This is a genomic window from Enhygromyxa salina (assembly GCF_000737335.2).
GTDB classification, from domain to species: Bacteria; Myxococcota_A; Polyangia; order Nannocystales; family Nannocystaceae; genus Plesiocystis; species Plesiocystis salina_C.
This window is the reverse complement of sequence record NZ_JMCC02000068.1, coordinates 1-19742: the sequence shown is the minus strand read 5'-3', so window position 1 is coordinate 19742 and position 19742 is coordinate 1. Positions and strand designations below refer to the sequence as shown.

Genomic DNA, 19742 nt, shown 5'->3' with positions numbered 1-19742 from the left:
TCCGTGCAGCCGACCATGACAGATGGTCGCCGCGGGTCCACCAGCCAGGGCGCACGCCCTTCGCATCTACAACCAGAAAGGATCTCATCATCATGGGCAAGATTATCGGTATCGACCTCGGGACCACCAACTCCGTCGTCGCCGTGATGGAGGGCAACGAGCCCAAAGTCATCACCAACGAAGAAGGCGGTCGCACGACCCCGTCGGTCGTCGCGTTCGAGGCCAACGGCAACGTGCTCGTCGGTCAGCAGGCGCGGCGCCAGGCCATCACCAACCCCGAGAACACCGTGTTCTCCGCCAAGCGTTTCATCGGTCGGCGCTTTGATGAGATCGAGAGCGAAGTCGGGCGCGTGCCCTTCCACGTGGTCAAGGGCAGCACCGGCGCCGCCGAGTTCGACGTCCGCGGCAAGAACTACCCGCCGCCCGAGATCAGCGCCCGGGTGCTGATGAAGCTCAAGAAGGCGGCCGAGGACTACCTCGGCGAGCCGGTCAACGAGGCCGTGATCACGGTCCCGGCCTACTTCAACGACTCGCAGCGGCAGGCGACCAAGGACGCCGGTCGGATCGCCGGCCTCGAGGTCAAGCGCATCGTCAACGAGCCAACCGCGGCCGCGCTGGCCTACGGCCGGGCCAAGGGCACCGAGGGCGAGCAGATCATCGCGGTCTACGACCTTGGCGGCGGCACCTTCGACATCTCGATCCTCGAGGTCGCCGAGAACGTCGTGGAGGTCATCTCGACCAACGGCGACACCCACCTTGGCGGTGACGACTTCGACGATCGGATCATGGATTGGCTGATCCAAGAGTTCAAGAAGGACACCGGCCTCGACATCAGCGCCGACAAGCTGGTTCGCCAGCGCCTCAAGGACGCCGCCGAGAAGGCCAAGATCGAGCTCTCGCACGCAACCGAGACCGACATCAACTTGCCGTTCTTGACCGCTGACGCGACCGGCCCCAAGCACCTGCAGATCAAGCTGTCGCGGGCTCGCTTCGAGTCGATGGTCGACGACCTGGTCAAGCGCAGCATCGAGCCGGTCAAGAAGGCGCTCGCGGACGCCAAGAAGGACAAGGGCCAGATCGACGAGGTCTTGCTCGTCGGCGGCTCGACCCGCATCCCGATGGTCCAAAAGGCCGTCGAGGAGTTCTTCGGCAAGGGTCCAAACAAGGGCGTCAACCCGGACGAGGTCGTTGGCCTTGGCGCCGCGGTTCAGGCCGGCGTGCTGTCCGGTGATGTCAGCGACATCGTGCTCGTCGACGTGACCCCGCTGTCGCTCGGGATCGAGACCCTTGGTGGCGTGATGACGGTGCTGATCCCACGCAACACCACGATCCCCACCCGCAAGTCCGAGACCTTCACGACCGCCGCCGACAACCAGCCCAGCGTGGAAGTCCACGTGCTGCAGGGCGAGCGCAAGATGGCCAACGACAACCGGCCGCTCGGCAAGTTCAGCCTGGTCGGGATCCCGCCAGCGCCGCGCGGCGTGCCGCAGATCGAGGTCACCTTCGACATCGACGCCAACGGCATCGTCAACGTCTCGGCCAAGGACAAGGCCACCAGCAAGGAGCAGAAGATCACGATCACCGCCAGCTCCGGCCTGTCCGAGAAGGACATCGAGCGCATGGTCGACGACGCCAAGCAGCACGAGGACGAGGACAACAAGCGGCGTGAGGCGGTCGAGAACCGCAACCAGCTCGACGCGACGATCCTGCAGATGGAGAAGCTGCTCGGCGAGAACGCCGACAAGCTGCCGGCCGAGGCCAAGGTCGAGGTCGAGTCGGCCCTGACCGACGCCAAGGCGGCGCTCGAGTCCGACGACACCGATCGGGTGAAGGCGGCTCAAGAGAAGCTGACCGCGGCCTCGCACAAGCTCGCGCAGGCGATGTATGGTCAAGGTGGCGAGCCGGGTGCAGAAGCCGGCTTCGATCCGGGGGCAGCTGGCGCGGCGCCGGGCGCCGACGCGGGTGAGCCCGCCAGCGGCAGCGACGACGGTGACGTCATCGACGCCGAGTTCGAAGAGAAGAACTGATCCTCAACCCCCACAGCCGACTCTGGCTGAACAGCAGGGAGCCCATCTTGGGTTCCCTGCTTTTGTTTGTGGTTGTCCTGGATTCTGGCGCGCACCCCACTGTAAGGTGGGGCAGCCTCCAACCCGAAGACCAAGCGAGATATCGAACATGGCCGAGACTGTACGCTGCGGGCTGATTCAGTGCGCGAACCCGATCAATGACGAGAGCCGCCCCGTCGCCGAAATTTGCGAGGCGATGCTGCAAAAACACCTGCCGATGATCGACGACGCCGGTGCCAAGGGCGTGCAGATCCTGTGCTTGCAGGAGATGTTCAACGGCCCGTATTTCTGCCCCAGCCAGGATCCACGCTGGTACGAGTCGGCCGAGGCCGTGCCGGGCCCAACCACCGAGCGGCTCGCGGCCTACGCCAAGAAGCACGAGATGGTGCTGGTCGTCCCGATCTACGAGAAGGCCATGCGCGGGGTCTACTACAACACCGCGGCGGTGATCGACGCCGACGGCACCTACCTCGGCAAGTACCGCAAGCAGCACATCCCGCAGGTCGCGGGGTTCTGGGAGAAGTTCTTCTTCAAGCCCGGCAACGGCGGCTACCCGGTGTTCCAGACCCGCTACGCCAAGGTTGGCGTCTACATCTGCTACGACCGGCACTTCCCCGAGGGGGCCCGCTGCCTTGGCCTCAACGGCGCCGAGATCGTGTTCAACCCCAGCGCGACCGTGGCGGGGCTCTCGCAGTATCTGTGGAAGCTCGAGCAGCCCGCCCATGCGGTCGCCAATGGCTACTACGTGGGGGCGATCAACCGGGTCGGCGTCGAGCCGCCGTGGGAGATCGGCAAGTTCTACGGGTCCAGCTACTTCGTCAATCCCCGCGGTGAGTTCGTTGCGACGGGGTCCGAGGACAACGACGAGCTGATCGTCGCGGATCTGGATCTGTCGGTGATCGATCAGGTCCGATCGACCTGGCAGTTCTATCGCGACCGCCGCCCCGAAGCCTACGACGAGCTCACCAAGATCTAGCGCGCACGAGCAAGCCCATGTCCAAGCAGGTACTGATCCGCGGCGGCACCTTGGTGACCGCCGATCACGAACGCCGGGGTGACGTGCTCATCGAAGATGGGCTGATCACCGGCGTCGCTCCCGAAATCGACGCGCCCGCGGGCGCGCGGGTGATCGACGCTGGGGGGGCCTACGTCATGCCCGGCGGCATCGATCCGCACACCCACATGGAGCTGCCCTTCATGGGCACCGTCGCGTCCGAGGACTTCTTCACGGGCACCTCGGCCGCCGCGGCGGGTGGCACCACGATGGCGATCGACTTCGTGATCCCCAGTCCCCAAGAGCCGCTGCTCGACGCCTACACCAAGTGGCGGGGCTGGGCCGAGAAGGCCGCTTGCGACTACTCGTTTCACGTCGCGGTGACCTGGTGGGACGACAGCGTCCACGCCGACATGGGCACCCTGACCGACAAGCACGGGGTCAACAGCTTCAAGCACTTCATGGCCTACAAGGGCGCGATCATGTGCGACGACGAGGTGCTGGTGAACAGCTTCTCGCGCGCGGGTGAGCTCGGGGCGATCTGCACGGTCCACGCCGAGAACGGCGAGCTGGTGTGGGCGCTGCAGCAGCGCGTGTTCGAGGCTGGGATCAGCGGTCCCGAAGGCCACCCGCTCTCGCGCCCACCCGAGGTCGAAGGCGAGGCCGCCAACCGGGCGATCCGCATCGCCGAGGTGCTGGGGGTCCCGCTGTACTTGGTCCACACCTCGTGCATCGACGCGCTCGAGGCCGTGACCCGGGCCCGGCTCGAGGGCCAGCGGGTCTACGCCGAGGTCCTCGCCCAGCACTTGGTGATCGATGACTCGGTCTACCGCGACGGCGACTGGGACCGGGCCGCGCACCACGTGATGAGCCCGCCGTTTCGGCCCAAGCACCACCAGCAGGCGCTGTGGGCCGGGCTGGCTTCAGGGATGTTGCAGACCACCGCGACGGATCACTGCTGCTTTTGCACGCCGCAAAAGCGCATGGGCGTCGACGACTTTCGCAAGATCCCCAACGGCACCAACGGCATCGAAGATCGCATGGCCGTGCTGTGGCACCACGGCGTGCGCAGCGGCAAGCTGACGCCAAGCGAGTTCGTGGCGGTGACCTCCTCGAACGCGGCGAAGATCTTCAACATCTACCCGCGCAAGGGCTCGCTGTCGGTTGGCGCGGACGCGGACATCGTGGTCTGGGATCCAAACAAGCACCGCACGATCTCGGCGGCGACCCACAACCAGAACATCGACTTCTCGATCTACGAGGGCATGGAGGTGGTCGGTAACCCGGTCTACACGCTCTCGCGCGGGCGCGTGGTCTACGACAACGGCCAGCTGAACACCGAGCGCGGGACCGGGCGCTACGTCAACCGCCCCTGTCACGCGCCGTATTGGGAGGCGCAGCAGCTGCGCAATCGGAAAGTGGGGGCTGCGGCCATGGCCTCGGTGGTCGACCGCCCGCGGCCCACGCCCGAGGAAGGGTAGGCGATGTCCCAGCCCGATCTCGCGCTGCACGATCCTGATCCGGGCTTGGTCAACGACGACATCCGCCCGGTCCCGCTCGCGGACCGGCACTGGTCGGTGATGAGCATGGCCAGCTTGTGGGTCGGCATGGTCGTGTGCGTGCCAACCTATATGTTGGCGGGCGGCCTGATCGATCAGGGCATGAACTGGGCCCAGGCCGTGCTCACCGTGATGCTCGGCAACGTGGTCGTGCTTGGTCCGATGATCTTGAACGGTCACCCCGGGACCAAGTACGGCGTGCCGTTTCCGGTGCTCGCGCGGGCCAGCTTTGGCATCAACGGCGCCCACGTGCCCAGCTTGATGCGCGCGCTGGTGGCCTGCGGGTGGTTCGGGATCCAGACCTGGGTGGGCGGCTCGGCGATCTTCCAGCTCTTGGACGTGATCGTCGGCGCGGATCTGACGGCGCTCGCCGATCTCCCGGTGCTGGGCATCAACGCCGCCGAGTTTGGCTGCTTCTTGGGGTTCTGGGCGCTGCAGGTGGTGATTATCCATCGCGGCGTGGAGTCGATCCGGCTGCTCGAGTCCGCGGCCGCGCCGTTCTTGATCGTGATGGGCCTGGCGCTGCTGGTGTGGGCCTACGTCAAGGCCGACGGGTTTGGGCCGATGCTCTCGACACCCAGCCAGTTCGGGCCGGGCGGCGCGCGCGAGGGCCAATTTTGGCAGGTGTTCTTCCCCAGCCTCACGGCGATGGTTGGGTTCTGGGCCACGCTGTCACTCAACATCCCGGACTTCACCCGCTACGCCAAGTCGCAGCGCGATCAGGTCCTCGGCCAGGCGATCGGGCTGCCCACCACGATGACCTTGTTCGCGTTCATCGGCGTCGCGGTGACCTCGGCGACCACGGTGATCTACGGCGCGCCGATCTGGGATCCCACGCTGCTGCTGGGCAAGATGGGCGGCGGCGTGACGGTCGTGCTCTCGCTGTTCGCGCTCACCATCGCAACCTTGTCGACGAACATCGCGGCCAACGTGGTCTCGCCCGCCAACGCGATGATCAACGTCAACCCGCGCAAAATTAGCTTTCGGATCGGCGGCTACGTGACCGCTGGGCTCGGCATCGCCATCTTCCCGTGGAAGCTGCTCGAGAGCACCGGTAGCTACATCTTCACCTGGCTGGTCGGCTACTCGGCGCTGCTCGGGCCGATCGGCGGGATCCTGATCATCGACTACTTTGTCCTGCGGCGGACCCACCTCGATCTTCAGGGTCTGTATCAGCGCAACGGGCCGTACCGCTACTACAAGGGCTTCAACCTCGCGGCGCTGGTCGCGTTCGCTATCGCGGTGGTGCCCAACGTGCTCGGGTTCCTGCACGCGGCGGGGATCCTCGACGCGGTCGCTCCGATCTGGGACACGATCTACGACTACGCCTGGTTCGTCGGCTTCCTGCTTGGCGGGGGACTGTACTGGGTGTTCATGAAGCTGTTCGCTGCAGAGCAGCTCACGGGTGCGCTCGAGCGCCCAGGCTGAAACAGGCTTTGCTGCAGACCGGGGCCCCAGTAGGCTCCCGCAAGCGGGCGAGAGACCTCGCCCGCGCTGAGAGTAACGACGCCATGAGTGAGATCCTCGGAAAATTCTCCACCCAAAGTTACGCGTTCACGCCCACCGCAAAGGTCAAGAACTGGATCGGCGGCGAGTGGCAGGACGCCGCGTCGGGCGAGTCGCTCGACGTGATCAACCCGCGCCACGGACAGGCCATGAGCAGCGCGCCGACGTCGGCCGCCGCTGACGTGGATCGTGCCGTGGCTGCCGCTGCGGCCGCCTCGGCCGAGTGGAAGCAGTGGCCGATGCGGGAGCGGGCCCAGGTGTTTTATCGGTTGCGGGGCTTGCTCGAGGCCGAGCGCGAGTCGCTGGCGTGGCTGGTCTCGCACGAGAACGGCAAGATCTACGCGCAGGCGCTCGCCGAGGTCGACAAGGCGATCGAGTGCGTCGAGTACGGCTGCTCGCTGCCCAACCTGGCCGCCGGCACCCAGCTCGACGTCAGCCGCGGGGTCAACTGCCAGGTCACCGATGAGCCGCTCGGGGTCGTCGCCGGGGTCACGCCCTTCAACTTCCCGCTGATGGTCCCCATGTGGATGCTGCCGCAGGCGCTGGTCGGCGGGAATTGCTTCGTGCTCAAGCCGTCCGAGCAGGTCCCGCTGTCCATGGTCCGACTCGCGGAGCTGTTCGTGCAGGCCGGGCTACCCAGCGGCGTGTTCAACCTGGTCCATGGCGGCAAGGCGACCGTCGAGGCGCTGTGCGATCACCCCGGCATCTCGGCGTTCGCGTTCGTGGGGTCGACCGCGGTCGCGCGCAGCGTGTACGGGCGGGCCTGCACGGCGGGCAAGCGGGCGCTGTGTCTGGGCGGGGCCAAGAACCACTTGATCGTGGTCCCCGACGCCGACGTCGAGCTCACGGCCGAGAACGTGGTGGCCTCGTTCACCGGCTGCTCGGGCCAGCGCTGCATGGCGGCCGCCAACCTGGTGGCCGTTGGCGACGTCGATCACATCATCGCGGCGATCGCCGAGCAGGCCGCCAAGCTGATGCCCGGCACCGACCACGGCGCGATCACCAACGCATCGAGCATCGATCGCATCAAGGGCTACATCGATCGCGCCGAGCAGGGCGGGGCCACGATCCTGGTCGACGGTCGCAACAAGCGGGGCGAGGAGGCCGGCGGCTACTGGATGGGCGCCACCGTCATCGATCACGTCGCGCCCGACAGCCCGGCGGCCAAGGACGAGATCTTTGGACCCGTGCTCAGCATCGTCCGCGTGCCCAACCTCGACGCCGCGATCGCGCTGGAGAACTCCAGCGGCTACGGCAACGCCTCGTCGGTCTACACCACCTCCGGGCACGTGGCGCGGGCGGTCATGAGCCGGGTCGAAGCGGGCATGTGCGGGGTCAACATCGGCGTCCCCGTGCCGCGCGAGCCGTTTGGATTTGGCGGCTGGAACGACTCGTTGTTTGGCCACGGCAACATCACCGGCTGGGACGGGTTCCGGTTCTGGACCCGGCCGCGCAAGGTGACGTCGAAGTGGGCGCTGCAGAAGGACACGACTTGGATGTCGTGAGCTGATCGAGCGCGGGGCGGGCCGGCAGGTCTGGCCCGCAGCGAAGATTTCGGTGGGCTTCGTTGTGACGCGCGTGGACGTGCTGGGCTAAAGTGTCCGCCGCCATGAGCATGACCAGCGAAGAGATGATCAGCGCCTGTCTCGAGCACACGATGTTCTCGTGGTCGGCGACAGGGAAGGTGGCCCCGTTGCCGATCGCGCGGTCCGAGGGCGTGTACATGTACACGCCCGAGGGGCAGCGGATCCTCGACTTCAACAGCCAGCTGATGTCCGTGAACATCGGCCACTCGCATCCAAAGCTGGTCGCGGCGATCAAGCAGGCGGCCGAGGGTCTGCACTACGTGTACCCCGGCGCGGCGACCGAGCCGCGCGCGCGGCTGGGCAAGCGGCTGGCCGAGCTGTGCCCCGGCGACATCAACAGCTTCTTCTTCACGCTTGGCGGCGCCGAGGCCAACGAGAACGCGATCAAGGCCGCGCGCCTGTACACCGGGCGCGCCAAGATCCTGTCGAGCTATCGCAGCTACCACGGGGCCACCAACGCGTGCATGCAGCTGACCGGGGATCCCCGGCGGCTTCACAACGAGCCCGGCGGCCCCGGCTACGTCCACGTGATGCCGCCGTGGCCCTACGAGTACAGCTTTGGCGCCGACGAAGCGCAGATCACCGAAAACCACCTGCGCTACCTCGAAGAGGTCATCACCTACGAGGGGCCCGATCAGATCGCGGCGATGTTCGTCGAGACGGTGGTGGGGACCAACGGGATCCTGCCCCCACCAGCCGGCTGGCTGCAGGGTCTACGGACCTTGCTCGACAAGTACGGGATCTTGTTGGTCTGCGACGAGGTGATGTGCGGCTGGGGCCGGACCGGCAAGCTGTTTGCGGTCGAGCACTACGACGTGGTCCCGGACATCCTGACCATGGCCAAGGGCCTGACGAGCTCGGCGGTCCCGCTGGGGGCCATGGGCGTGCGGGCCAAGATCGCGGATCACTTTCGGGACAACGTGTTCTGGGGCGGGCTCACCTACAACGCCCACGCGTTCGCGTGCAACGTCGCGCTGGCTGCGATCGACATCCTGATCGACGAGGGCATGGTCGAGAACGCGGCCACGCTCGAGCACGTCATGCGCAGCGAGATCGAGCGGCTCACGGCCAAGCACCCGTCCGTTCGCGGGGGCCGCTGCATCGGCTTGTTTGGGATCATCGACGTCCAGCGCAACGCGGCCGGCGACTCGATCGCGCCCTACAACGGCACCCACCCCGCGATGCAGCAGCTCGCCGGGTTCTTCCGCGATCAGGGGCTGTTCACGCTCATGCACTGGGGCAGCTTCATGTGCAATCCGCCGCTTTGCATCACCAAGGCCCAGCTGCTGGAGGGGTTCGAGATTATCGATCGGGGCCTCGACACCACCGACGCGGTCTTCGAAGCGTAGGCATATGAAAATCTGCTCCGAATTCAGGGTCGGGCTGCAAGGGCGACGACGTCAGCGGCGGCGGGGGCACCTCGACGGCCGAGACCTCCGGGCTGGCATCCAGTGGTGAGTGAGGCATGATCTAGCGATGGGTTCTGGCAAGGGGCGAGCTCGCGTGGCGGCGAGCGTGGTGACCAAGATGTTTGCCGCGCTCGCGCTCGTGGGTGTCGCCGCCTCCGTCGGCTGTGCAACGCCGGGCCACTGGACCGACTACACCTCGGTGTCGGTCGGTCGCGCCGCGGGTGGTCGGATCCATCGTCCGATCGAAATGCCGACCCGCGGCCCCGGCTACAAGGTGCCTGCGACCTGGCGCGAGCGCGGCAACCAGTGGGGCACCACCGAGCTCGTGGCCACGATCGAGCGGGCCGCCGCGAACGTGCAGCAGGGGCGGCGAAGGGTCACGCTTGGGGTCGCGGATCTGTCGCCCAAGCGGGGCGGCAAGACGATCTGGCACGCCAGCCACCAGAGCGGGCGCGACGTCGACTTGATCTTCTACGCCGTCAACGAGCAGGGCCGGCAGCTGCCCCCGCCCGAGGTCGAGATGGTCCACTTCGACGAGGATGGCCACCCCTTCGTCCCTCGCCACATGCGCGCGACCGGCTACGAAGAGCCAACCTGGTCGCAGCGCCGGTTTGACGACGCCAACAATTGGGCGCTGGTCGAGGCGTTGTTGTCCGATCGATCGATCCGCGTCCAGTGGATCTTCGTCAGCAGCAAGCTCGAGCAACGCTTGCTCCGATGGGCGGAGCGGCACGACCGACCCCGGTGGGTGATCGAGTACGGGCGCGAGGTGATGAAGCAGCCCTCCGCTCGGGCCCCACACGACGATCATTTTCACGTGCGTCTGTACTGCTCGCGGGCCGATCGTGAGCTGGGCTGCACGGACACCGGTCCGATCTGGCACCACGAAAAAAAGACCTACAAGTACGTGGGCCCCGAGCGCTACGAGCCAACGGTGACCAAGGCACTGCTCAGCCGACCCCTGTTCTTCCTGCACGGGTGAGTGGCCAAATGGCCAATCCGTCGGGCAGCGAACATTTTCTGCGAGGGCTGCAAACCCGACTCGCGCCGGCCGATACCGCGATGTGTGTGCTGCTGCTGCCCGTGTTTCATGTCCGCCACCACCACCTGTGCGGCACCGGTCCCAAAATGGGCCGGTTGCTCGCCCGCCGATCCGGCCGCGAGCGGTTGACATCTCCAAGCTCCGAACGCGAACCTACTGCCCGTTGAGGCGACTGGGCGACTACGAGCTGCTGCGCAAGATCGGCAGCGGCGGCATGGCGGAGGTCTGGATGGGCCGGCGCGCGGCGATGGCTGGCGCGAGCAAGGCCGTGGCGATCAAGCTGCTCGCGCGCGATCTGCTCGACGATCCCAGCTACCGCGACATGTTCATCGAGGAGGCGCGGCTGTCGATGCTGCTGACCAACTCCAACGTCGTGCAGGTGTTCGACGTTGGTGAGATCAACGGCGAGTGCTTCATGGTCATGGAGTGGGTCGACGGCCTCAACCTGTCGGAGCTGAGCCGCAAGATGCTCGCCGACGGCGAGCGCGTGCCGACCGTGGTCGCGGCCCACGTGATCGGCGAGGTCCTGCGCGGGCTCGCGTACGCCCACGCGCTGCACCATGACGGCGCCAAGGCGACGATCGTCCACCGCGACGTGTCTCCCCACAACGTGCTCGTGTCGGTCTCGGGTGAGGTCAAGCTCGCCGACTTTGGGGTCGCGCGGCTGGCCCGTGAAGAGACCTCCGGGATGCACGTGAAGGGCAAGCTGCGCTACATGGCGCCAGAGCAGCTGCGTGGCCGCTCGCGCGAGCCGACCGTCGATCTCTACGCGGTCGGGGCGATCCTTCACGAGCTGCTGGAGAACGAGCGGTTCCGGTCCACGCGCGACGAGGGCGACCTCTACTCGATGGTGCTCAGCGGCGAGCTCCCAGCCTTGACCGTTGAAGCCCCCGCCGAGCTCGAGCGCCTGCGCACCCGCCTGCTCGAGCCCGATCCTGCGCGCCGCATGCAGTCGGCTGACGAGGCCCTCGAGCTGCTCTACTCCTGGCCGGGCTACCGCAACAGCGCGCTCGAGCTCGGCAAGATGATCCGTCGGTGGGTTGGGTCTGGGGGCCCGCGCTCGGGGATCGTCAGCACCGACATGCTGCGGGCGGGGGAGGGCGTCGGTCCTTCCACAGCCAGCGTCGCGCAGACCGTGCCGGCAGACACTCGCCAGGGTTCGGCGCCGGCCTCGGCTGCTTCTTTGGGGGGGTCGCAGCCGCACGAGGCCGTGACCGCCGTGGAGTCCCCGCAAGAGAGCGGGCCCAGCGGGGATCGGGGCGCGACGCACACCTGGGTCGGGTCGGGTCACGACGAGAGCGGACCCACCTCGATGATCTCGGCCGAGCCAGCCCAGCGCGGCTCGGCGGGGCTGATGCTGGTCGTCGCCGCGATGACCCTGGCGTTCTCGTTTGGGGTGTTCGGGCTTGGGTTCCCGCTGGGGTGGTGGGGCGGTGGGGCGCAGTCGGCCACGGCGGGCGCCGGTGATTCGGCGAGCTCGGCGGACGGCGGCACGGAGACCGGATCGCAAGTTGCGATCGCGCAGAAATCCGACTTTCCGCCCGATCCCCAGCCTGATGTCGACGAAGCGCCAGACGCGGGGACAGCGGAGACGGGGACAGAGACTGGGACAGAGACTGGACCCGAGACGGGGACCGAGACCGAGACTGGTGGAGAGTCTGGCGAGGATGACGCTGGCGAGGATGACGCTGGCGCTGAGGACGACGGTGGCACCACCAAGACCACCAAGACCATCACCCGGCCGAAAAAAGAGCCGCCAGCACCGGCAGGGCCGCCAGCTGACGTCTACCTGCTCACCAACCAGGGCAGCGGCGGCTTCTTGTACGTGTACGTCAGGGTCGCGGGGCAGTCTTTTGCGCTCGAGCCCAGTCGCAGCATCAAGCTCGAGGCTGGTACCCATCGGGTCGACCTGCGCCAGGATGAAGCCGATCCGTGGAAAAAGGCCGGAAAGATCAAAGTCGAGGCTGGCAAGAACTACAGGGTGCGGGTGCTCAGCTCCTGGAAGGTCGTCCTCGAGAAGCTCTGACCTGCTGGCGTTCACTCGGCGGCGACGCGCGCGTCACCATTCGAATGTGCACTGTACCAACGGCCAATGCTGTGTGTGTTGCGCCCTGGTGTCCCTGAGGTCAATTCGCTCGAAAACCGGCACTGTAGGCCCAGAAACAGGTTTCCGCGCACAAAGAGCGGGTCAGACACACCTGATCAGTCGGTGTTTGGCAGGTGTTTTCTGTTACCTAAAACTGAAGATGTAATGATCTGTCCTTTTGGCCCACTGAACATGGATTCCCATTGCGCACAGTGTGCCTGTTTAAATCGAGTGACAAGATCCATTCAAGCGATCGTTGAGCGCGGCTGTGATCGCGTGGATCGATCGCTCGAGCGACGCTCGGAGGCCGCTCGCCCGAATTGCCTTGGCGTTTGTTCAGCACGCAAAAGTAGCTGAATTCTGCCACCTACGGCCACTCAGCGCGAGCGCCGAGAACCGACACGCTCGAAACTTCTCCAAAAATTTGAGAGGTCCGAGCGAAAGTGCTTTCTTCACTCCACTGAGTAGATTACACTCGGGCGCCACGACAGAGTCAGACCATAAAATAGACTCACACGTGAAGCCAACCCCGGACTGCTACTCGATATCCTCCTCTCCTCGCGCACTTCTTCCCTCGCGCATCTCTCCACTCTCTCCAGCCCGGGATCACGGCCATGACAGTCGCTCTATCCGAAGCGCAAGTGCGCGAGATCGAAGCCGCGAACGCGGACGGGCTCAGCTCTCAGGAGCTGGTTCGGGTGTTCAGCGAGCGACGAGTCCGGTTCAGCGAAGCGAACCTGCGCCGCTACGTGCAACTCGGCCTCGTGCCGCGCTCGCATCGGATCGGATCGAAGGGCAAGCACCAAGGGTCGCGCGGGGTCTATCCCGTTCGGGCGGTGCGCCGCATCAACTTGATCAAGAAGTTGATGGGCGAGCGCTACACGCTCGAGGAAATTCAGTCGAAGTTTCTCGCGTTCCAAGACGACATCGAGAACCTCGAAGAGGCGAGCAACAAGCTGGTCGACGCGTTCGAGGGCCGCTTGGTCGAGCAACCCGCCGGCCCCCGCCGCGAGCGCTTGTTCAGCGAGCTCGAAGCGATCAAGCGCGCGGCCAGTGAGCTGCTCGGCGCCGTCCAGCGCCTCGAGAAGCTGCTGACACCCGCCGCTGGCGTCCGTCGCCCCCGCGGTGGCGGAGTCGCCGACCCCACCGAACTACTCTGACCGCGCTGCATTTGACTCGTTCTTCGTTGGACTCCTTACGCTTCGTTTCACTTAGATCCCCGCCCGACCGCTCAGTCCGTATTCGTCGCTCACCGCTCGCATTGGATGCCTGGCTCGCCACCGAACGCGCGGCCACGGAACTCCTGCGCCCGAGCGCCGCGACGCCCCCGCAACCGCCCCCCGCAACCGCCTCCCCGCAACCCGCAGAGAACTCAGACCATGCTCGAGACCCGCTCCTCCACTTCGCCCTCCGCCCCCGAGATCATGCCGATCAGCGGCGCTCCCATCCCGCCGATCAAGCGTCGCACGCGTGCCAAGACCATTGCGATGAAGCGGCTGACCAAAGAGGAGCTGCGGATCGGCGCGCTGCTGTACCCCGAAAAGTCCTACTGGCGTCCGGCGAGCCGCGGCGAGTGTGCGAACGTTTCGCGCCCGTGCCCCTACGTCAGCTGCAAGTATCACCTGTACATCGACGTCAACCCGCGCACCGGCAGCATCAAGATCAACTTCCCGGATCTCGAGGTCTGGGAGCTGCAGAACTCGTGCGCGCTCGATGTGGCGCAGCAAGGCGGCATCACGCTCGAAGAGGTCGGCGAGATCCTCAACCTGACCCGCGAGCGCATTCGCCAGGTCGAGGTTCGCGGCTTGATGAAGCTCAAAGAGGCGGGCGGCGACGAGCTGATGAGCTACCTGATCACCTCGTGAGGGACGGCGGGGGGCTTCGGCGCGGGTGTGCCCGCCCAGCGCTCGACGCCACGAACATGCCCCGCGCTCGCTGCGGCTGCAGCTGCGGGTGCGCAACGCGACACGCTTCGAGACCTGCGTAATTACGCGGGTCTTCGTCGTGTGTGGGCTGTTTGGCCTGGCGCGCGCTGGCGAGCGGGGTGGGGGGTGTGGTACCGGGCGGGCGTGTCGACCTCAGCCGCACCCGTGCGTCGCGCGCTCGTCAGCGTCAGCGACAAGTCCAACCTCGCAACGCTCGCGGACATCTTGATCGCGCACAAGGTCGAGGTGCTCTCGACCGGCGGCACCCACAAGGCGCTGCAGGAGTTGGGGGTCGCGGTCGTGAAGGTCTCGGAGTTCACCGGCGCGCCCGAGATCCTCGACGGGCGAGTCAAGACCCTGCATCCCAAGATCCACGGCGGGATCTTGGCGCTGCCGACCGCGGCGCACCAAGCCGAGCTCGAGCTGCACGGGATCGCGGCGATCGATCTGGTGGTCGTCAACCTCTATCCCTTCTTGAAGACGATCCGGGCGCCCGGGTGCAGCTTCGAGGACGCGATCGAGAACATCGACATCGGCGGGCCAACCATGGTTCGCGCGGCGGCCAAGAATTGGGGGAGGGTGGCGGTGGTGGTGGATCCGAGCGACTACGGGGCGCTCGGCGAAGCGCTGGCGGATCACGCTGGCGTGCTGCCCGAGGGTCTGCGCCGGTCACTGGCCCGCAAGGCCTTCGCCCACACCGCTGGCTACGACGCCGCGATCGCCGACTACCTCGCGCGCCACGACGACGAGGGCCAAGCGATCGACGCGGCCGCGATCACCCCGGGGTTGTTCGTCAGCGGCGAGCCGCTCGCGGAGCTGCGCTACGGCGAGAACCCGCATCAGTCGGCGCGGTTTTTTCGGACGGACTACGCCGCCGCCGAGCAGACCGGGCTGGATCAGGCGGTGGTCCACCAGGGCAAGGCGCTGAGCTACAACAACCTGCTCGACGCCGACGCGGCGCTCGGTTTGATCCGCGATCTTCACGCTGGGCTGCCCAAGGGTGGCCGGGCGGCGGCGGTGTTCAAGCACCTGTCCCCGTGCGGCGCGGCGATCGGGACCGGCGGCGAGACCCTCGCCGAGGTCTACGTGCGCGCCCGCGAGGCCGACGCCGAGAGCGCGTTTGGAGGCATCGTCTCGGTCAACGAGACGGTCGACGCCGGCTTGGCCGAGCGCTTGATCGAGACCTTCCTCGAGGTCGTGATCGCCCCCGGCTACACCCCCGAGGCCCGCGCGCTGCTGGCCAAGAAGAAGCGCATGCGGGTGCTGGAGCTGCCGCAGATGTTCACCGCCGTCCCGGGCCCGCCGCCGCTGCGGCTGCGCTCGGTCGCGGGCGGCGTGCTCGTTCAGCGTGAAGACGTGATCGGCGTGGCCGCCCAGGACGGTCAGGTCCCGACCAAGCGGGTCCCGACGGCCGCCGAGCTCAGCAGCCTCGACCTTGGCCAGCGCGTCGCCAAGCACGTGCGCTCCAACGCGATCGTGTTGGTCCGCGACAACGTGACGGTGGGGATCGGTGGCGGCCAGACCTCGCGGGTCGAGGCCGTGCGCCAGGCCGTGAGCCGCGCGGGCGAGGGGGCCAAGGGCGCGGTCCTGGCCTCTGACGCGTTCTTTCCGTTTCGTGACAGCGTTGACGCGGCCGCGCAGGCGGGCGTCCGCGCGATCGTGCAGCCGGCCGGATCGATGCGCGACGCCGAGGTGGTGGCCGCGTGTGACGAGCACGACCTAGCCATGGTAGCGACCGGCGAGCGGCACTTTCGGCACTAGGCCAAGACTACGGACATGAGCACGATCTTGATTGTAGGCAGTGGTGGCCGCGAGCACGCGCTCGCGTGGCGGTGCGTGAGCGAAGGCCACCGCGTGGTTGCGAGTCCAGGCAGCGACGCGCTGGCGATGCTCGCGGACTGCTTCGAGTGCCCGAGCTTCGCCGACCTCACCGCGCTCGCCCGCCGCGAATCGGTGGATCTGGCGATTATCGGGCCCGAGGCGCCGCTGGTCGCGGGGCTGGCCAACGCCCTGCGCCAAGCGGGGATCCCCACGATCGGTCCCGACGCCGGCGCGGCCGAGCTCGAAGGCAGCAAGGCGGTCGCCAAGTCGTTCATGCGGGCCCACGCGATCCCGACCGCGCGCCACGTGACGGTGTCGTCGATGCCCGAGGCGCTCGCCGCCTTGCGCAGCTTCGCGGAGGCGCCCGTCGTCAAGGCCAGCGGGCTCGCGGCTGGCAAGGGCGTGACGGTGGCCGAGACCCACGCGCAAGCCGAGGCGGCCGTGCGCGCGTGCCTCGAGGGCGGTCGATTTGGCGCTGCGGGTGCCGAGGTCGTGCTCGAGCAGCGCCTGCGCGGGCAAGAGGCCAGCTTCTTCGTGCTCACCGACGGAACCGCGGCCGCGTGCTTCGAGGCCTGCCAGGATCACAAGCGGATCGGCGAGGGCGACACGGGCCCCAACACCGGCGGCATGGGTGCCTATGCGCCAGCGCCGATCGTGGACGACGTCGTGCGCGGGCGCGTGATGGACCAGGTGGTGGCCCCGACCCTGGCAGGGCTGCGCAGCGAGGGGCGACCGTTCATCGGGGTGTTGTTCGTTGGCCTGATGATCGACGCGGACAGGCAGCCCCACGTGATCGAGTACAACGTGCGGTTCGGCGACCCAGAGGTTCAGCCGCTGATGCTCGGGCTGCAGGTCCCGCTGGTGCCGCGCTTGTTCGCGGCCGCGCAGGGGGCCGCGGGTGGCGGGGCCCTGGTCGACGAGCTGCTCCCCGGTCGGCCCGCTGTGAGCGTGGTCCTGGCGTCGGCCGGCTACCCCGAGACGTCGACCAAGGGCGTCGAGCTGCGCGGCTTGGACGAGGCGATGCGGATCGCGGGTGATGACCCCGAGCTGGCGATCTTTCACGCGGGCACCCAGCGGGATGGCGCGCTGTGGCGGACCAACGGCGGGCGGGTGCTCGGGTTCTGCGCTAGCGGCGACGATCTGCGCACCGCGCTCGCGCGGGCCTACGGCCTCGCGGATCGCGTGAGCGTCGAGGGCGGGCAGCTCCGGCGGGACATCGCCGCCCACGGGCTGTCCGTGGCCCCCACATAGACCAGCATGGACGCTGGCCGCCGCGACAGGTATAGCGCGATTCCCATGGCCAAGATTCGCGCGTTCTCGGGCCGCCGTTATGACACCAGCAAAGCTGGGCCGGCGAGCAACTTGCTCGCGCCGCCCTACGATGTGATCGACGACGCCCGTCGGGCCGCGCTCGCTGGCGCGTCGGACCACAACTGCGTCCACGTGATCCTGCCCGAGGCGCCCGCCGGCAGCACCGATCCTCTCGCCAAGTATCGGGCTGGCGCCGAAGCGTTCGCGCGACTTCAGGCCGAGGCGCTGGTCGCCGATCCCGAGCCTGGCTACTACGTCTACCACCAGCGCTTCGAGTCCGAGGGCAGCACGTACGTGCGCAAGGGCTTCATCGGCTTGATCGAGCTGACCCGCTTCGGCGATGGGCCGGTGCTGCCACACGAGCGCACCTTGGCAGGCCCCAAGCAAGACCGGCTCGAGCTGATGCGGGCCTGCGACGCCCACCTCGAGCTGGTGTTTGGGCTGTTCGCCGATCCCGATCGGCGCTGGGAGGCGGCGGTTGGACCCGCGCTCGGCAAGCCCGATCTGGACGTCGACTGGGATGACGTCCACCACAGCCTGTGGCGGGTCAGTGATCCAAGCGCCTGCGCGGCGCTCGAGCAGGTCCTGGCCGACAAGAACATCTACATCGCCGACGGCCACCACCGCTACGAGACCATGTGCAGCTTTCGCGACGAGCTCGAGGCGGCCGGTCGCGGGGACGCGGCCCGGTTTGGCATGGTCTACCTGTCAAACCTCGACGACGACGGGCTCGTGGTGTTGCCGACCCATCGGCTGGTCCACGATCTCGCCAGCGGCGTCGACCTGCCGGCGTTGCTTGGCGATCTCGAGCAATGGTTTGACGTGAGCCGGGTCCCGATGCCCGCCAACGCGCTCGCGCTGCGGCAGCTGCTGGGTGACGCAGGCGCGCAGCGGGCTGCGTTTGGGCTGGCGATCCCCGGGGCCGACACGCTCGCGGTGCTGACCTTGCGGGCCGACTTCAACCCAGACAGCGCCGGGCTTGGCCAGCTCCCGGCCGCGCTGCAGCGGCTGGATGTCGCGCTGCTGCACGAGCTGCTGCTCGAGCGCGGGCTCGGCATCACGAAGCAGGCCCAAGCCGCCAAGACCAACCTTGGCTACGAGAAGTCGAGCGACGCGGCCTTGGCCCGCGCCCGCGGTCAAGCCGGCAGCGACGACGACACGCAGCTGGTGTGCTTCATGAACGCGACGCCCGTGCAGGACGTCGTGGCGGTGTGCGACAGCGGCGAGGTCATGCCGCAGAAGAGCACCTTCTTTTTCCCCAAGATCCCGACCGGGCTGGTGTTTCGCCCGATCGGCGACGCGAGCTGAGCGAGCTCGGATGTCCCGCGACGAGGCCAAGCCGCGCCGGCCCGCCGAGCCCGCAACCGTTGATACGAGCGTGTTCAGTCCGCTGCCGATCGGCGCGCGGGATCTGCTGCCGATCGCGGCCCGGCGTCGTCGGGCCCTGACAAACGAGCTGCTCGTCTGGTTCGAGCGCTGGGGCTACCGCGAGATCGTACCGCCGCTGATCGAGTACTTCGAGGTGCTGGGCCGTGGGCTTGGCGCAGAAGATCGGGAGCGCTGCGTTCGCTTCATCGAAGCCGGCACTGGCGGGGTGGTGGCGCTGCGCTCGGATGTCACCCCGCAGATCGCCCGCGTGGTCGCGCAGCGCGTCGGTGGGGCGGTCGCCGCTGGCGACAGCATGCGCCTGTGCTACGCCGCGACGCTCGTGCGGCTGCCCAACGGTCGGGACGATCGCGCCGAGCTGCACCAAGTTGGGGTGGAGTATCTCGGCGACGGAAGCGAGAGCGCCGACGCCGAGCTGATCGGCCTGGCTGACGCATCGTTGCTCGCGCTCGGCAGCTCGGCGCACCGCTTCGATCTCTCGCACGCGGCGGTGGTTCGGGACGCGCTCGCGTTCCTCGGGCTGTCGCCCACGATCGAGCGCGAGCTGCGTGATCACCTCGCGCGCAAGGATCTCGACGGGCTCACGCGGGTGCTCGAGCGGGCCGGGGTCGATCGGGCGTCGACCCAGGCGTTCGCGTCGCTGGCCGACTCGTACGGGCCGCCCGCGCTGCTCGCCGCGGCCCGCAAGCGGCTGCGATCGATCGGCGCGGGCGAGGCGATCGATCAGCTGCGCGAGGTCGTCGCCGCGATCGAGCGCGAGCACCCCAGCTGCGCGGCGCGGGTGCTCGTCGATCTGGGCGAGGTGCGGGGCTTCGACTACTACACCGGGCTGCGGCTGCGGGTGTGGGCGCCGGGGGTCGGCTCGCCGATCGTTCGCGGGGGTCGCTACGACGACCTCGTCAGTCGCTACGGCGCCGCGCTGCCGGCTGTTGGCCTGGCCTTCGATCTCGACGCGCTCGAGGACGCGCTCGCGGCCGCCGACATCCAGGTCGCGGGCGCCGAGCTGTCGGCCGCGCGCTTGATCGCCGTCGAGTCGAGCCCGCGCTTGGGC

General features: G+C 67.6%; 14 protein-coding genes. All 14 read left to right on the top strand.

Features of this window, described 5'->3' with window-relative positions; translation table 11 throughout:
* Positions 1-92 precede the first annotated feature (92 nt).
* On the top strand, positions 93-2027 hold the full coding sequence (gene dnaK, locus DB30_RS24590; protein WP_052553188.1) for a molecular chaperone DnaK: 1935 nt from the start codon (positions 93-95) through the stop codon (positions 2025-2027).
* Positions 2028-2175: 148 nt separating this feature from the next.
* A complete protein-coding gene (locus tag DB30_RS24585; protein ID WP_052553186.1) occupies positions 2176-3042 on the top strand; it encodes a nitrilase-related carbon-nitrogen hydrolase in 867 nt (288 codons plus the stop codon).
* A gap of 17 nt (positions 3043-3059) precedes the next feature.
* Entirely contained in the window at positions 3060-4541 is a 1482-nt protein-coding gene (gene hydA, locus DB30_RS24580; RefSeq protein WP_052553184.1) for a dihydropyrimidinase, read from the top strand.
* A 3-nt stretch (positions 4542-4544) separates the two neighbouring features.
* The gene (locus DB30_RS24575) at positions 4545-6047 is read left to right on the top strand and encodes an NCS1 family nucleobase:cation symporter-1 (protein ID WP_052553182.1); all 1503 of its coding nucleotides are present in this window, start codon (positions 4545-4547) and stop codon (positions 6045-6047) included.
* A gap of 83 nt (positions 6048-6130) precedes the next feature.
* Positions 6131-7630 (top strand): CoA-acylating methylmalonate-semialdehyde dehydrogenase, encoded by a 1500-nt coding sequence (locus DB30_RS24570; RefSeq protein WP_052553180.1) that lies wholly within the window; start codon positions 6131-6133, stop codon positions 7628-7630.
* 104 nt (positions 7631-7734) lie between these two features.
* Complete coding sequence (locus DB30_RS24565; RefSeq protein ID WP_052553175.1) at positions 7735-9060, top strand: aminotransferase class III-fold pyridoxal phosphate-dependent enzyme; 1326 nt, start codon at positions 7735-7737, stop codon at positions 9058-9060.
* A 127-nt stretch (positions 9061-9187) separates the two neighbouring features.
* Positions 9188-10102 carry a penicillin-insensitive murein endopeptidase gene (locus tag DB30_RS24560; RefSeq protein ID WP_146660453.1) on the top strand — a complete coding sequence of 305 codons (915 nt, stop codon included), beginning with the start codon at positions 9188-9190 and terminating at the stop codon, positions 10100-10102.
* Between the two features lie 223 nt (positions 10103-10325).
* The gene (locus DB30_RS24555) at positions 10326-12188 is read left to right on the top strand and encodes a serine/threonine protein kinase (protein WP_052553172.1); all 1863 of its coding nucleotides are present in this window, start codon (positions 10326-10328) and stop codon (positions 12186-12188) included.
* 674 nt (positions 12189-12862) lie between these two features.
* Positions 12863-13408, top strand: coding sequence for a MerR family transcriptional regulator (locus tag DB30_RS24550; protein WP_146660451.1), 546 nt, complete (start codon positions 12863-12865; stop codon positions 13406-13408).
* Positions 13409-13735: 327 nt separating this feature from the next.
* The gene (locus DB30_RS24545) at positions 13736-14113 is read left to right on the top strand and encodes a sigma factor-like helix-turn-helix DNA-binding protein (protein WP_240480319.1); all 378 of its coding nucleotides are present in this window, start codon (positions 13736-13738) and stop codon (positions 14111-14113) included.
* Positions 14114-14317: 204 nt separating this feature from the next.
* A complete protein-coding gene (gene purH / locus DB30_RS24540) occupies positions 14318-15934 on the top strand; it encodes a bifunctional phosphoribosylaminoimidazolecarboxamide formyltransferase/IMP cyclohydrolase (RefSeq protein ID WP_052553168.1) in 1617 nt (538 codons plus the stop codon).
* A 15-nt stretch (positions 15935-15949) separates the two neighbouring features.
* Entirely contained in the window at positions 15950-17245 is a 1296-nt protein-coding gene (purD, locus tag DB30_RS24535; protein ID WP_052553166.1) for a phosphoribosylamine--glycine ligase, read from the top strand.
* Positions 17246-17290: 45 nt separating this feature from the next.
* Complete coding sequence (locus tag DB30_RS24530; protein WP_052553164.1) at positions 17291-18613, top strand: DUF1015 domain-containing protein; 1323 nt, start codon at positions 17291-17293, stop codon at positions 18611-18613.
* A gap of 10 nt (positions 18614-18623) precedes the next feature.
* On the top strand, positions 18624-19742 hold a 1119-nt coding region (locus DB30_RS24525), incomplete at its 3' end, for an ATP phosphoribosyltransferase regulatory subunit (protein ID WP_052553162.1).

Bases quoted from the DNA above. Each gene is read 5' to 3' on its own strand.
- dnaK (WP_052553188.1), top strand. From the start codon at position 93: ATGGGCAAGATTATCGGTATCGACCTCGGGACCACCAACTCCGTCGTC.
- DB30_RS24585 (WP_052553186.1), top strand. From the start codon at position 2,176: ATGGCCGAGACTGTACGCTGCGGGCTGATTCAGTGCGCGAACCCGATC.
- hydA (WP_052553184.1), top strand. From the start codon at position 3,060: ATGTCCAAGCAGGTACTGATCCGCGGCGGCACCTTGGTGACCGCCGAT.
- DB30_RS24575 (WP_052553182.1), top strand. From the start codon at position 4,545: ATGTCCCAGCCCGATCTCGCGCTGCACGATCCTGATCCGGGCTTGGTC.
- DB30_RS24570 (WP_052553180.1), top strand. From the start codon at position 6,131: ATGAGTGAGATCCTCGGAAAATTCTCCACCCAAAGTTACGCGTTCACG.
- DB30_RS24565 (WP_052553175.1), top strand. From the start codon at position 7,735: ATGAGCATGACCAGCGAAGAGATGATCAGCGCCTGTCTCGAGCACACG.
- DB30_RS24560 (WP_146660453.1), top strand. From the start codon at position 9,188: ATGGGTTCTGGCAAGGGGCGAGCTCGCGTGGCGGCGAGCGTGGTGACC.
- DB30_RS24550 (WP_146660451.1), top strand. From the start codon at position 12,863: ATGACAGTCGCTCTATCCGAAGCGCAAGTGCGCGAGATCGAAGCCGCG.
- DB30_RS24545 (WP_240480319.1), top strand. From the start codon at position 13,736: ATGAAGCGGCTGACCAAAGAGGAGCTGCGGATCGGCGCGCTGCTGTAC.
- purD (WP_052553166.1), top strand. From the start codon at position 15,950: ATGAGCACGATCTTGATTGTAGGCAGTGGTGGCCGCGAGCACGCGCTC.
- DB30_RS24530 (WP_052553164.1), top strand. From the start codon at position 17,291: ATGGCCAAGATTCGCGCGTTCTCGGGCCGCCGTTATGACACCAGCAAA.